Source organism: Sinisalibacter aestuarii, assembly GCF_027923545.1.
Taxonomy (GTDB): domain Bacteria; phylum Pseudomonadota; class Alphaproteobacteria; order Rhodobacterales; family Rhodobacteraceae; genus Sinisalibacter; species Sinisalibacter aestuarii.
Genome location: NZ_BROH01000004.1, coordinates 1 through 13,804 on the forward strand (window position 1 = coordinate 1; position 13,804 = coordinate 13,804).

15 protein-coding genes and 1 pseudogene are annotated in these 13,804 nt (G+C 65.2%); 6 read left to right on the forward strand and 10 right to left on the reverse strand.

The features are described from left to right. Positions 1–195 (forward strand): annotated as a pseudogene (locus QMG28_RS08270) (hypothetical protein); the annotation flags it as partial. 19 nt (positions 196–214) lie between these two features. Here QMG28_RS08270 and QMG28_RS08275 read toward each other — a convergent pair. From QMG28_RS08275 to QMG28_RS08285, 3 genes are all read right to left on the reverse strand, one after another. Next, positions 215–517 (reverse strand): septum formation initiator family protein, encoded by a 303-nt coding sequence (locus QMG28_RS08275; RefSeq protein WP_281841755.1) that lies wholly within the window; start codon positions 515–517, stop codon positions 215–217. 135 nt (positions 518–652) lie between these two features. Next, the gene (locus QMG28_RS08280; RefSeq protein ID WP_281841756.1) at positions 653–1,543 is read right to left on the reverse strand and encodes a fructose bisphosphate aldolase; all 891 of its coding nucleotides are present in this window, start codon (positions 1,541–1,543) and stop codon (positions 653–655) included. Between the two features lie 179 nt (positions 1,544–1,722). Then, the gene (locus QMG28_RS08285) at positions 1,723–2,916 is read right to left on the reverse strand and encodes a phosphoglycerate kinase (protein WP_281841757.1); all 1,194 of its coding nucleotides are present in this window, start codon (positions 2,914–2,916) and stop codon (positions 1,723–1,725) included. A gap of 219 nt (positions 2,917–3,135) precedes the next feature. Between QMG28_RS08285 and QMG28_RS08290 the strand changes: the two genes are divergently transcribed. After that, a complete protein-coding gene (locus tag QMG28_RS08290; protein ID WP_281841758.1) occupies positions 3,136–3,636 on the forward strand; it encodes a peptidylprolyl isomerase in 501 nt (166 codons plus the stop codon). Next, positions 3,629–4,255, forward strand: coding sequence for a peptidylprolyl isomerase (locus tag QMG28_RS08295; protein WP_434784435.1), 627 nt, complete (start codon positions 3,629–3,631; stop codon positions 4,253–4,255). The genes QMG28_RS08290 and QMG28_RS08295 overlap by 8 nt, the downstream gene beginning before the upstream one ends. Before the next feature lie 57 nt (positions 4,256–4,312). Here the strand turns inward: QMG28_RS08295 and QMG28_RS08300 are convergent, their stop codons facing one another. Beyond that, positions 4,313–4,477: a hypothetical protein gene (locus tag QMG28_RS08300; protein WP_281841759.1), complete on the reverse strand. Its 165-nt coding sequence runs from the start codon at positions 4,475–4,477 to the stop codon at positions 4,313–4,315. Between the two features lie 91 nt (positions 4,478–4,568). On the opposite strand from QMG28_RS08300, the gene QMG28_RS08305 reads away from it, so the two are divergent. After that, positions 4,569–5,297, forward strand: a complete 729-nt coding sequence (locus QMG28_RS08305) for a hypothetical protein (protein WP_281841760.1) — start codon at positions 4,569–4,571, stop codon at positions 5,295–5,297. A gap of 69 nt (positions 5,298–5,366) precedes the next feature. On the opposite strand, the gene acnA is transcribed toward QMG28_RS08305, so the two are convergent. Then, positions 5,367–8,120: an aconitate hydratase AcnA gene (gene acnA, locus QMG28_RS08310; protein ID WP_281841761.1), complete on the reverse strand. Its 2,754-nt coding sequence runs from the start codon at positions 8,118–8,120 to the stop codon at positions 5,367–5,369. A gap of 218 nt (positions 8,121–8,338) precedes the next feature. Between acnA and QMG28_RS08315 the strand changes: the two genes are divergently transcribed. Beyond that, positions 8,339–9,049, forward strand: coding sequence for a DUF1223 domain-containing protein (locus QMG28_RS08315; protein ID WP_281841762.1), 711 nt, complete (start codon positions 8,339–8,341; stop codon positions 9,047–9,049). Here the strand turns inward: QMG28_RS08315 and QMG28_RS08320 are convergent. The 5 genes from QMG28_RS08320 to purB form a co-directional block, all read right to left on the reverse strand. Further along, positions 9,036–9,929, reverse strand: coding sequence for a DMT family transporter (locus QMG28_RS08320; RefSeq protein ID WP_281841763.1), 894 nt, complete (start codon positions 9,927–9,929; stop codon positions 9,036–9,038). The genes QMG28_RS08315 and QMG28_RS08320 overlap by 14 nt on opposite strands. 103 nt (positions 9,930–10,032) lie before the next feature. After that, complete coding sequence (locus tag QMG28_RS08325) at positions 10,033–10,401, reverse strand: hypothetical protein (RefSeq protein WP_281841764.1); 369 nt, start codon at positions 10,399–10,401, stop codon at positions 10,033–10,035. 86 nt (positions 10,402–10,487) lie between these two features. After that, positions 10,488–11,561, reverse strand: a complete 1,074-nt coding sequence (locus QMG28_RS08330) for a flagellar motor switch protein FliG (RefSeq protein ID WP_307726347.1) — start codon at positions 11,559–11,561, stop codon at positions 10,488–10,490. 138 nt (positions 11,562–11,699) lie between these two features. Next, positions 11,700–11,855: a hypothetical protein gene (locus QMG28_RS08335; RefSeq protein WP_281841765.1), complete on the reverse strand. Its 156-nt coding sequence runs from the start codon at positions 11,853–11,855 to the stop codon at positions 11,700–11,702. Between the two features lie 84 nt (positions 11,856–11,939). Beyond that, positions 11,940–13,247, reverse strand: a complete 1,308-nt coding sequence (gene purB, locus QMG28_RS08340; RefSeq protein ID WP_281841766.1) for an adenylosuccinate lyase — start codon at positions 13,245–13,247, stop codon at positions 11,940–11,942. Between the two features lie 76 nt (positions 13,248–13,323). Between purB and QMG28_RS08345 the strand changes: the two genes are divergently transcribed. Further along, complete coding sequence (locus tag QMG28_RS08345) at positions 13,324–13,740, forward strand: DUF6314 family protein (protein ID WP_281841767.1); 417 nt, start codon at positions 13,324–13,326, stop codon at positions 13,738–13,740. Positions 13,741–13,804: the final 64 nt, after the last annotated feature.

A 13,804-nucleotide genomic window follows, 5' to 3' on the forward strand; every position in this document is an offset into this window, starting at 1 on the left:
AACCGGAAAACCGGAAAACCGGAAAACCGGAAAACCGGAAAACCGGAAAACCGGAAAACCGGAAAACCGGAAAACCGGAAAACCGGAAAACCGGAAAACCGGAAAACCGGAAAACCGGAAAACCGGATTTCTGGTATCATACTGTCACGCAAAGATTTTTCTGGCGGCGCGCCCGCTCGGGTAACGGCACGTTAACCAACCTACACCGAAGGTCTCAGCGCAGCACCACCTCGTCGCCGCGCACCAGGCCCAGCATCGAGCGGGCCTGTTCGTCGAGCAGGTCGAGGTCGAGATATTCGTCCGAGAGCCGGTGGGTCTTGTTGCGCAGCGCGGCGATCTCGACCATCAGCGCATCGCGTTCGGCCGCGAGCGCCGCCGCTTCGGCGTCGATCCGCACGCGGCGAAACAGCCCGTAATCCCCCTGCACGCTGGCGAAGGTGAAATAGACGCCTGCCGAGATGATCCCGATGAAGTAGACCACCCCGCCGAACCCGGATTGTCTGCGCTGACCGCTCATTCTGCCTCACTTCGCCTCTGACGGGCGTTGAAAACGAGTATCGCACAGGTGATTCGCGTTGTGAATCCCAAAACGAATCGGAAATGAAAAAGGCGGCCGCGATGGGCCGCCTTTCGCTCACATCTGTTGCGCCGGTCAGGTGATCGAGGCGGCATAGATCCCGTCGATCGCGGCGCCGATGGCGGCGTTGAATTCGTCGTCGCTCTGCTGGGCCGAAAGCCCCTCGGTCAACGCGCGCGAGAACGAGGCGATCATGCCGGTGTTTTCCGCCAGCAGCGCATTGGCCTTGTCGCGCTCATAGCCGCCCGAAAGCGCCACCACGCGCACCACCTTCGGGTGGCGGATCAGCGTGCCGTAATGATTGGCGACAGTCGGCAGCGAAAGCTTGAGCATCACCAGTTCGTCATCGCCGAGCGCGTCGAGCTGCTTGGTGATTTCCTCCAGCAAAATATCCTCCGCATCGGCCTTGTCGGCGATCGAGATCGTCACCTCCGGTTCGATGATCGGCACGAGGCCCTTGGCGATGATCTGCTTGCCCACCTCGAATTGCTGCGCCACCACGGCCTTGATCCCCTCGGCGTTCGCCGCGGAAATGACCGAGCGCATCTTGGTGCCGAAGATGCCCGCGGCGACGGCGCGGTCGAGCAGGGCGTCGAGATCGGGCATCGGTTTCATCAGCTGGCAGCCGTTCGCTTCCGCCTCCAGCCCCTTGTCGACCTTGAGGAAGGGCACCACGCCGCGCTCCTTCCAGAGAAACTCGGCGGCGGGCTTGCCGGCGATCTCGCGGTCCATCGTCATCTCGAACAGGATCGCGCCGATCACCTTGTCGCCGGTGAAGGCGGGGGCCTGGGCGATGCGCGAGCGCATGGCATGGATCAGGTCGAACATCTCCGCTTCCGAGCCATAGGCGCTCTCGTCGATGCCGTAGAGCTTGAGGGCTTTCGGGGTCGAGCCGCCCGATTGGTCGAGCGCGGCGATGAAGCCCTGGCCGGTTTTCATCTGGGCGAGTTGGTCCTGGTTCGGCATGTCTGATCCCTTCGATCTGAATGTATCGCAGACCTTCTAGGCCGACCGGCGCGGCGGTTCAATCATGGTAGCGCTATATCGCCGGGGCAGGGCCGCGTGAATGTCGTGGCCGGGGGAAGTGATGAAAAAAGGGGCAGGCGCGGTGGCCCACCCCCTTGATCGCTCCGCTGTCGCGCGGCTCAAGCGCTGAGCGCCGCGACGCCGGGCAGGTCCTTGCCTTCCATCCATTCGAGGAAGGCGCCGCCGGCGGTCGAGATATAGGTGAAGCTGGCCGCCGCGCCGGCCTGGTTCAGCGCCGCCACCGTATCGCCGCCGCCCGCCACCGAGGTAAGCTTGCCCTCTTTCGACAGCGCCGCCGCATGGGCCGCCGCCGCATCGGTCGCGGCGTTGAAGGGCACGATCTCGAAGGCGCCGAGCGGGCCGTTCCAGATCAGCGTGCGGGCGGTGTCGAGCGTGGCGTTGATCTTCGCCACGGCGGCGGGGCCGGCGTCGAGGATCATCGCGTCGGGCGGGCAGGCATCGGCAGGCACGGTTTCGTTCTTCGCATTGGCCGCGAATTCCCAGGCCACCACCACGTCTTCGGGCAGGATGATCTCGCAGCCCGCCGCCTCGGCCTTGGCGAGAATGTCGCGGGCGGTGTCGGCCAGGTCATGTTCGCAGAGCGATTTGCCCACGTCGATGCCCTGGGCGGCGAGGAAGGTGTTGGCCATGCCGCCGCCGATCACCAGGTGATCGACCTTGCCGACGAGGTTGCCGAGCAGGTCGAGCTTGGTCGAGACCTTGGCACCGCCGACCACGGCCACCACCGGGCGCACCGGATCGCCGAGCGCGGCTTCCAGCGCCTCCAGTTCGGCCTGCATCAGCCGGCCGGCGCAGGCGGGGAGCAGCCGGGCGATGCCCTCGGTGGAGGCATGGGCGCGATGGGCGGCGGAAAAGGCATCGTTCACGTAGACATCGCCGAGCGCGGCGAGGGCGGCGGCAAAGCCCGGATCGTTGTCGGTTTCTTCCTTGTGGAAGCGGGTGTTTTCCAGCAGCAGCACCTCGCCATCCTTCAGCTCGGTCACCGCCGTCTTGGCCGGGCCGCCGATGCAATCGGTGGCGAATCTGACGGGCATGCCAAAGGCCGCTTCCAGCGCCGGAACCACGGCGCGCAGGCTCATCTCGGGCACGACCTGCCCCTTGGGCCGGCCGAAATGGGCCATCAGCACCGGCTTGCCGCCCTTGGCGACGATATCCTTCACCGTTGGCACGATCCGTTCGATCCGGGTTGCGTCGGTGACGTTGCCGGCATCGTCCACCGGCACGTTGATGTCCACACGAGCCAGCACCACCTTGCCGGCAAGATCCATGTCGTCGAGCGTTTTCCAGGCCATAACGGTCTCCCTGTTTCCCTGTGCCGCGAGTCACACTGATTACCTATCCCGGTCAATGCGGCAAAGCGAACCTTTGGTTGAAATCTTTTTGCTTTCCATGAAGAAAAATTGAATACGAGCCGCGCCTGCCGCTGTTCCGGGCCTCGTGGCCCTTTCCCTTTCGCCGCGCCATGCATAGGTTGCGGCCAACGCAATGGAACGCAATGGAAGGAGGGCCACATGGCCGATATCAAAGATCCCGAAAATACCGTCCTGATCGAACTCAAGGACGGCACCGTCACCATCGAACTGCTGCCCGATGTCGCCCCCAGGCATGTCGAGCGGATGAAGGAGCTGGCGCGCGAAGGCGCCTATGACGGCGTGGTGTTTCACCGCGTGATCGAGGGCTTCATGGCCCAGACCGGCGATGTGGAACATGGCAAGGACGCCGCCAATCTGCGCCGCGCGGGCACCGGCGGCTCGTCGAAGCCCGACCTGCCGGCGGAGTTTTCCAAGCTGCCGCATGACCGGGGCACGCTGGGCGCGGCCCGCTCGCAGAACCCGAACTCGGCCAACAGCCAGTTCTTCATCAATTTCAGCGACAACCACTTCCTCAACGGCCAGTACACCGTGTATGGCCGGGTGGTTTCGGGGATGGAGCATGTCGACAAGATCGTGCGCGGCGAGCCGCCCGCAAACCCCGACATGATGATCTCGGTGAAGGTGGCGGCGGATGTCTAGATCCACCCTTGTGGCATGGATCATCTTCATCGTCGGCGTGGCGCTCGTGGGGCTTTACTACTTCATGACCGTGCCGGGCGCGGCGCCGAAGGTGGTCAATGACGCGCCAGGTCAGGCGGGTGGGCCGCAGATCGAGATCACCGTCGCGGGCGAGGCCAATGGCAGGATCGTGATCGAACTGTTCGACACGCTGGCGCCGAAACATGCCGAGCGGATTACGACGCTGGCGCGTGAAGGCGCTTATGACGGCGTGGTGTTCCACCGGGTGATCGACGGTTTCATGGCCCAGACCGGGGACGTGGAAAACGGCAAGCTCGGCTCCGATCTCTCCTATGCTGGCACCGGCGGCTCGTCCTACCCGAACCTGCCGCTGGAGGCCTCGAAAGAGCCCTTCGTCGCCGGTGTGGTGGGCATGGCCCGCTCCGCCAGCCCTGACAGCGCCAACAGCCAGTTCTTCATCATGTTCGCCGAAGCGACGCATCTCGACGGGGAATATACCGTTGTCGGCCGGGTGATCGAGGGCATGGACGTGGTCAACGCGATCAAGCGCGGCACCGGGCGCAACGGCGAGGTGATCGGCCAGCCCGATGTGATGGAAAGCGTGCGCGTCGTCGAATGACGTGCCGGGACGGGGCGGTGCGCCGCCCCGTCTGCCAGCGCGGGGGGCGCTTGGGGCTCAGGCTGCGGCAGCAGCCAGAAGCAGGATGAAGGCCCCGAAGGCCAGCGCCTCAAACGCGGGGATGCGAAAATTCGGTCTCATGGGCGCAGCCTGCCCGGAAAAACTTAATAAAATCTGAGTGTCAGATTGCGGGTGAGAAACACTGGGTTTCCGATCCGGCATCTAAACTTCCTTTCAATTGACGTCTAACTTCCCACAAATTGCCGTGATTGGCGGCGATTGTCTCGGTGTCTGATACGAGCACATCGCTATGGTGGAATGGACCGACATTGCCTATCTCGCGTTTGCCGCCGGTGTCCTTGGCGCCGGCGCGGCGTGGGTTGGCTTTGAATCGCACGACGAGACGGACGAGGACGAAACCGGCGACGATTTCACGCCCGTCACCTCCACCGGGTTCGGCCCCGATTATGACCCCGACGCTTTCATCGACATGGTCTTCGGCACAGGTGCTTCGGCGCAGGCCGCAGAGCCGGCGCAGGACGATGGCGCAACGGCTGCCGGGGCCGACGACGAACCGCTCGACCATGACGGCGCGGGCAATTGGTGGAGCGGGCCGACCTCGGCGCAGCTTATCGGTGCCGACGACGATTGGGGCGATGACTGGGGCGACGACGATTGGAGCGGAGAGCATGACCTGGCCGCCGGGGATGACGGCGATGATGACTGGGACATGGGAACAGACCATTTTCATTTCGCCGCCGCGATGGCCGCCGAGGGCGAGGTGACCGAAATCTTCGAACTGGCAACCGATGCGGCGCCCGCCGCCATCGCGGATTTCGATGCCGGTTCGGACCTGCTCGAAATCGAATATTACCCGGAAGCCGACCCGACAAGCGGCGCACCGATCGTGCCGGATGTCGATGTCAGCTACGACAGCGAGGCCGATGTCACCTCTGTCACCCTGAACGGCACCGAAGTGGTGCAATTGCAGGGCGATGCCGGGATCGCGCCGGAGGATATCAAGCTCACGGCCATCGCCTGATCCGGCGCCCGGCCATGAAAAAAGCCCCGGACCGTGCGGCCCGGGGCTTTTTGTTGTCTGCCGTGGCGCTTACGCCTTGGCGAGATTGCGCAGCACGTAGTGCAGAACGCCGCCGTTTTCGACGTATTCGATCTCCACTTCGGTGTCGATCCGGCACTTGAGCTGGATCGTCTTCTGGCTGCCATCGCCATAGGTGATGGTGCAGGGCACGTCCGAGAGCGGCTTCAGCCCGTCGGCCAGCCCGTGGATCGCGATGGTCTCGTCGCCTTTGAGGCCCAGCGTCTTGCGGGTATCGCCGCCGGTGAACTCGAAGGGGATCACGCCCATGCCGACGAGGTTCGAGCGGTGGATACGCTCGAAATTCTCCGCGATCACGGCTTTGACGCCGAGCAGGTTGGTGCCCTTCGCCGCCCAGTCGCGCGAAGAGCCTGCGCCGTATTGCTCGCCGCCGAACACCACCAGCGGAATGCCCGCCGCCTGATAGGCCATCGAGGCATCGTAGATCGTGGTCTGCGCTCCGTCCGGCCCCTTGGTGAAGCCGCCCTCGACGCCTTCCAGCATCTCGTTCTTGATGCGGATATTGGCGAAGGTGCCGCGCATCATCACTTCGTGGTTGCCCCGGCGCGAGCCGTAGGAGTTGAAGTCGCGCACCGGCACCTGGTGGTCGGTCAGGTATTTGCCCGCCGGGGTTTCCGCCTTGAAGCTGCCGGCGGGCGAGATGTGGTCGGTGGTGATCATGTCGCCCAGCACGGCGAGCACGCGCGCGCCTTCGAGGTCCGAGATCGTGCCCGCCTGCGGGCTCATGCCGCGGAAATAGGGCGGGTTCTGGATATAGGTCGAGCCAGCCGGCCAATCGTAGGTTTCGCCGCCCGAAACCTCGACCGCCTGCCATTTCTCGTCGCCCTTGAACACGTCGGCGTATTTCGACTGGAAGGCTTCGCGGGTGACGACCTTGTTCACGAGGTCAGCGATCTCCTTGTCGGTCGGCCAGATGTCCTTGAGGTAGACATCCTTGCCCTCCGGCGTCTGTGCGATGGGATCGTTCGACATGTCGATATTCATGTCGCCCGAAAGCGCATAGGCCACCACCAGCGGCGGCGAGGCGAGGTAGTTGGCGCGCACATCGGGGCTGATGCGGCCCTCGAAGTTGCGGTTGCCCGAGAGCACCGAGGTGGCGATCAGGTCATTGTCGTGGATCGCCTTCGAGATCTCCGGCTGGAGCGGGCCCGAATTGCCGATGCAGGTGGTGCAGCCGTAGCCGACGAGGTTGAAGCCGATCGCATCGAGATCGTCCTGCAGCCCGGCGGCTTCGAGATATTCGGTCACCACCTGGCTGCCGGGGGCGAGCGAGGTTTTCACCCAGGGCTTGCGGGTAAGGCCAAGCTCGCGCGCCTTGCGCGCCACCAGCCCCGCGCCGATCAGCACATAGGGGTTGGAGGTGTTGGTGCAGGAGGTGATCGAGGCGATCACCACCGAGCCGTCTTTCAGCGCGTAATCTTCGCCCTCGACCGCGCCGGTCTTCGGCGCGATGGCCCCGGCGGTCGGGGCAGGGCCTTCGCCCACCATGTCGAGCGCGCCGTTGGTGGTGTCGATCCCGCCGCGATATTCGGCGATCACGTCCTTGAAGGCACCCGCCGCGGTCGACAGCGGCAGGTAATCCTGCGGCCGTTTCGGCCCCGAGATCGCCGGCACGATGGTGCCCATGTCAAGCTCCAGCGTCGAGGTATAGACCGGCGCATAATCCGCGCCGCGCCAGAAGCCGTTTTCTTTGGCATAGGCTTCGACCAGCGCGATGCGGTCTTCGTCGCGGCCGGTCTGGCGCAGGTAGCGCAGGGTTTCGTCGTCGATCGGGAAGAAGCCGCAGGTGGCGCCGTATTCCGGGGCCATGTTGGCGATGGTGGCGCGCTGCGCGAGCGGCAGATTGTCGAGGCCGGGCCCATAGAATTCCACGAACTTGCCGACCACGCCATGTTTGCGCAGCATCTCCACCACTTTCAGCACAAGGTCGGTGCCGGTGGTGCCTTCGACCATCTCGCTGGTGAGCTTGAAGCCCACCACTTCGGGGATCAGCATCGAGATCGGCTGGCCGAGCATCGCGGCCTCGGCCTCGATCCCGCCCACGCCCCAGCCCAGAACGGCGGCGCCGTTGACCATGGTGGTGTGGCTGTCGGTGCCGACGAGCGTATCGGGGTAGGCCACCTCGTCACCGTTCTGGTCGGTGTCGGTCCAGACCGTCTGGGCAAGGTATTCGAGGTTCACCTGATGGCAGATGCCGGTGCCCGGCGGCACCACGCGGAAGTTTTCAAACGCGGTCTGGCCCCATTTGAGGAACTTGTAGCGCTCCATGTTGCGCTCGTATTCGCGGTCCACGTTCATCTGGAAGGCGCGCGGATTGCCAAACTCGTCGATCATCACCGAGTGGTCGATCACGAGGTCGACCGGCACCAGCGGGTTGATCTTTTTCGCGTCGCCGCCAAGCGCCTTGATGCCGTCGCGCATCGCCGCAAGGTCGACCACGGCGGGCACGCCGGTAAAGTCCTGCATCAGCACGCGGGCCGGGCGGTAGGCGATCTCGCGCGGGTTCTGGCCGCCCATCTTGCCCCAGTCGGAAAACGCCTTGATGTCGTCCACGCTGACCGTGCGGCCGCCATCTTCGAAGCGGAGCATGTTTTCCAGCACCACCTTCAGCGAGGCGGGCAGGCGGCTGAAATCGCCCAGGCCGGCGGCCTCGGCGGCGGGGATCGAGTAATAGGCAAGGCTGGCGCCGCCGGCGCTCAGTGTCTTGCGGGTTTTGGCGGTGTCGTGGCCGACGGTGATGGTCATCGGGCTCCTCCTGGCGCAGCGCTTGGGTTTGCGGTGATGTGCCCCGTTCCGCGCTTTCGCGCAAGGGGGGATCGGCGCCGATGTATACCATTGCACACCGAAATGCAATCATGCTGTTGCCGAGCGTCCACGTGTTGCAGAACATCGCAAAACCTTGATTGGCGGGTGAGCGTGGCCGTGGTCTAGACAGGGCAGGCAACATAAAAACCGGAAGCATCATGCCGCTGCGCCTTTTCGCGATTCTCTCCCTCGCCGCCGCCCTTCTTGCCGGCCCCCTGCGGGCCGATGAAAAGCCGCTCGTCGTGCTGGAGCTGTTCACCTCGCAAGGCTGCTCGTCCTGCCCGCCGGCCGATGCGATGATCGCCGAGCTTGCGGGCCGTGACGATGTGCTCGCGCTGGCACTGCATGTGGATTACTGGGATTATATCGGCTGGGCCGACAGTTTCGCCCGGCCGCAAAATACCAAGCGCCAGAAGGCCTATGCCCGGATGGCCCATTCCGGTTCGATCTATACGCCGCAGATCGTGGTGGCGGGGGTGGATCACGTTATCGGCTTCAAGCCGATGCAGGTGGCCGAGCTTCTGAGCACCCACGGCGACGAGATGCCGCCGGTCGAGATCAGCGTGGAACAGGCGGGCGAGGGTCTGCGCATCCGCTGCGCCGCGCGCGCCGGGGCGGCGCTGCCGCATACGATCAACGTCGATCTCGTCGGCTATATCCGCGAAGCCTCGGTCGACATCGCCCATGGCGAGAACGAGGGCAAGACGATCACCTATGCCAATATCGTGCAGAGCTGGGACCGGCTCGGCACCTGGAATGGCTCGGGCAGCTTCGAGTTCGAGGCGACCCTGCCGGAAGGCGGCCATTACGCGGTGATCGTGCAGGCGGCGGGGCCGGGCCGGGTGCTGGCCGCGCTCAGACTTCCCTGATCTGGGCCTGCCGCGCCGCACGCGCATCGCGCGTTTCGCGGTGCCAGACATAGACCCCGGCGGCGACGATGATCCCGGCGCCGATGATGGTCGGCCCGTCCGGCACATCGCCGAAAAAGATCATGCCCCAGAGCGCCGCGAACAGCAGCCCGATATAGGAGAAGGGCGCGACCACCGAGGCTTCCGCCAGCATGAAGGCGCGGATGATCAGGAATTGCGCCAGCGCCGCCACCGATCCGATCAGCGCCATCAGGGCGATGGCCTTGCCGCTCGGCGCCACCCAGAACGGGATCACCGCCAGGCTCAGCACCACCGCGCCGAGCAGCGCGGTGTAGAACAGCGAGGTCCAGACCGTCTCGGCATGGCCGACGCGGCGCGTGGCGAGGGCGAAGCTGGCATAGAAGAACGCCGCCGCGAGCGGCAGCACGGCGGTGAGCGAAAAGACGGCGCTGCCGGGGCGGATCACGATCAGCGCGCCGACCAGCGCCGCGCCGATGCCGATGGCGCGCCGGAGCCCGATCTTCTCGCCCAGAAACAGCGCCGCGCCCAAGGTGATGAGCACAGGGTTGATGTCCATCAGCGCCGTGGCCTCCGCCAGCCCCATCCGGCTGATCGAGAGGAAGAACAACGAGGTGGCGCCGAGCAGGAACAGCGAGCGCAGGAATTGCAGGCCGGGATAGGCGGTGCGCACCACCTGGCCGATCCGCGGCAACACGATCAGGGTGACGATGAGGGTCTGCCCGGCATAGCGCGCCCAGACGATCTGGATCACCGGCAATTCGGCCGAAAGGGTCTTTGCGGCGGTGTCGACGATGCTCATCGTCAGGATCGCGAACAGGTATAGCACGATACCCAAGGCGGTGGGCGTCAGTCGCGTCATGAGGGCTGGCCTTGTACCGGAAACGTGGCGCGACCCTAGGGGCGGCGCGCGCCGAGGGCAAGGCGCGGGCCGCGTTCAGGGGCCTATGTGATCCATAGCCCGGTCAGCCGTTGCCGGGCGGTTCGAAGCGCAGGCGCACGGTGAAGGGTTCGGGCCTGACCGAGCGCAGGAGCTGAAACACCCGCAGTTCCAGCCGTTCGGGCAGATCGCCGATGAAGGTGCGTGCGCTGCGGGCATCGTAATAGTCGGGCACCGTCACCGCCACATTGATGCCGTTGATCACTTCGATCGACATGTTCTGGCCGCGCGGGATGTGCAGCTCGTAGCACAGCACGCCTTCGGGCGGGGCTATGCCGCTGAGATCGCCGGCGGTAAACCCGGCCTCCAGTTCGACGATGGCGCAGCTCTGGGCGCTGGCGGCGGCGGGGGCGAGGGCGAGCAAGGCGGCGAGGGCGAAACGGGCAAAGGGCATGGCGGCCTCCAAATGCGAGTGCTGGAATAGCGCAAGCCTAGGCCGCCCCGCTGCCGCGGGCAAATGCCGGCTCTGGCCGCAGGCGGCTATTCTTCGTCGCCGGCGATGAGCAGGATTTCCCCCGCCGCTTCCAGCGCCCGGATCGCGCCCACAACATCGTTCATCGCCGCCTCGGCCTCCTTCGGTTTGACATTGCCGAGATTGTCCATCTCCTCGCGCAATTGCTCGGCCATCCGCTTCGACATCGCCGCGAGGATGAACTCCGCCGCCGGGGCGAGATCGCCCGTCGCCCCCGCCAGCGCGGTAATCAGCACCGCCTGATCCACCTCGCGGGTGATCTTGGGGATGTCGCGCGGGTCGATCCGGTCGGGGATATTGGCGAAGGTGAAGATCGCCTTGCGCACCTCCTCGGCAAAGGCGGCATCTTCGGCGTCGAGCCCTTCAAGCACCTCGTCGCGGGTCGCGCCGGGGGCGAAGTTGAGGATCGCGCCGACCCGCTCCACCGGCCCGTCGGCAAAGGCTTTCGGCGGCTGGGCGTCAAGCTGTTCGGCCAGGGCGCGGCCGATCCGCTCGACCACCTCCGGCGCGATCGAGCCGGTGAGTGAGACGGCATAGGCCACCCGCCGCGCGCGCGGCCCCGGCAGCCGCCCGAGCAGCGCCGCGGCGGTGGAAACCTTGAGCTTGGAAAGCAGCACGGCGGCCACTTCGGTGCTTTCTTCCTCCAGCACCGGCAGCAGCCTGTCGGGATCGAGCCCGGCGATCACCTCCCACGGATCGCCAAGAATGGTGACCCCGCTGGCACGCCGGATCCGCGCGGCGGTGGCGGCGCTGATCGTGCCGTCGAGCATGGTGAGCGCCCCCTCCATCCCGGTGGGAAAGCTCAGGCCCACATCCTCGATCTCGGCGACGAATTCGTCGATCACCGCTTTCAGCGTCACCCGGTCGACGAATCGCATGGTGGAGATTTGCCGGGCCAGTTCGGCCTGAAGCTCTTCGGGCAGGGTGGCGAGCGAGATTTTCGCGCCCTCGGCGAGCAGCAGCCGGACGACGATCGCCGCCTTCTGCCGGCGGCTGAGCAGGCGCGGCGTGGCGGCCCCGGACAGGCCCGGCCCGGCCAGCGGTACGGGATCGTCGAAGGGGGCGGGCAGGGCTGTCGTCACATTATATCTCCAGGCCGGACGCAGATACGCACGTCCGGTCCGGAGACTGGCAGACAGCCGTTAACAAGCCGCTTATATGCGGCATTTTCCGGCATTGGGGGGTGCCGGATTCGGAAAATGCTGACCTTATCCGCCGGCTCAGCCGGTGACGATCTCAACGCAGGTTTGCGTTTCCGCGTTCCAGGAGAAACCGTCCTGGCAGATATTGGCGGTTTCCTTGTTGCATTCGCGCGCCAGCGCCGCCGCAGGGGCGAGGGCGATGAGCGCGGCGGCCAGAATGGCAAAGGGTTTCATCGGGGCTCTCTCCTGTTGTGTGGCAACAGGATAACACGGATTTGCCGCGCCGCGCTTCAATCAGGCGTGAAGTGCCGCCTGCGTTCAGGTTTCGCCGAAGACGCGCCTGAAGATCGTGTCGACATGCTTGGTGTGGTAGCCAAGGTCGAATTTCTCTTCGATCTCGGTCGGCGAGAGCGCCGCCGTCACCTCGTCATCGGCCAGCAGCTCTTCTTTGAAGTCCTTGCCCTGTTCCCACACCTTCATCGCGTTGCGCTGGACGAGGCGGTAGGCGTCTTCACGGCTCACGCCCGCCTGGGTCAGCGCCAGGAGCACCCGCTGGCTCATCACCAGGCCTTTGAACTTGTTCATGTTCGCCAGCATGTTCTCGGGGTAGATCACCAGCTTTTCCACCACGCCGGCCAGCCGGTTCAGCGCGAAGTCGAGGGTGATCGTCGCGTCCGGTCCGATGCCGCGCTCGACGGAACTGTGCGAGATATCGCGCTCATGCCAGAGCGCCACATTCTCCATCGCCGGCACCACCGCCATGCGCACGAGGCGCGCAAGGCCGGTGAGGTTTTCGGTCAGCACCGGGTTGCGCTTGTGCGGCATCGCCGAGGAGCCCTTCTGCCCCTTGGAGAAGAATTCCTCCGCCTCCAGCACCTCGGTGCGCTGCATGTGGCGAATCTCGATGGCGATGTTCTCGATCGACGAGGCGATCACCCCGAGCGTGGCGAAGAACATCGCGTGCCGGTCGCGCGGGATCACCTGGGTGGAAATCGGCTCCGGACGCAGGCCAAGCTTGTCGCAGACATGCTCTTCCACCGCCGGGTCGATATTGGCGAAGGTGCCGACCGCGCCCGAAATCGCGCCGGTGGCCACTTCCCAGCGGGCCTTTTCCAGCCGGTTCTTGCCCCGGTCCATCTCGGCATAGAAGCGCGCGAAGGTGAGGCCCATCGTGGTCGGCTCGGCATGAATGCCGTGGCTGCGGCCGATCCGTACCGTGTCCTTGTGCTCGAAGGCGCGGGTTTTGAGGGCGGCGAGGAGCTTGTCCATATCGGCGAGCAGAATGTCGGCGGCGCGCACGAGCTGGACGTTGAAGGTCGTGTCGAGCACGTCGGAACTGGTCATCCCCTGATGGACGAAGCGCGCCTCCGCCCCGCCGATATGCTCGGCCAGATGGGTGAGGAACGCGATCACGTCATGCTTGGTGACGGCCTCGATCTCGTCGATCCGGGCCACGTCGAATTCGACATCCTTCGCCTTCCACACCGCCTCGGCGCTTTCGCGCGGGATCACGCCCAGATCGGCCTGCGCGTCGCAGGCATGGGCCTCGATCTCGTACCAGATGCGGAACTTGGTGGCGGGTTCCCAGATCGCGGTCATCTCGGGGCGGGCATAGCGGGGGATCATCGGCGGACCTTTCGGTTTGTGGCAGCGTCGCGGCGGTCATAAACTGCGCGGGCAGGCGCGACAAGGCGGAGGGAAGATGCCGACACTCGCCGATTTCGAAGGCCGCTGGCGGATCGCCCGGCGGATCGAGGATGCCTGGATGGGCACCACCGGGCTTTACGAAGGGGTGGCCCGGTTCTCGCCCGATGGCGAGGGGCTGCTCTATTCCGAGGTGGGCGAGCTGAAACTGCCGCAGGAGGCGCCGATGACGGCGCGCCGCAAGTTTCTCTGGCGCGCGGAAGAGGATGGCGGGATCTGCGTGCTCTACGACGATGGCCGCCCGTTTCACAAGATCGCCGCCGCCGCCCGGGTGGCGCAGGACTGGCACGATTGCCCGCCCGACACCTATGACGTGACCTATAATTTCACCCATTGGCCACGCTGGCGGATGATCTGGAAGGTGCGGGGGCCGCGCAAGGATTACGTCTCGATCTCGGATTTCGCGCCCCTGTAGGGCGGCGGATTTTGCAAAACGCCCTGGGATTTGCGGATTTGCGTATCTGACCTGCCGGGTTTGC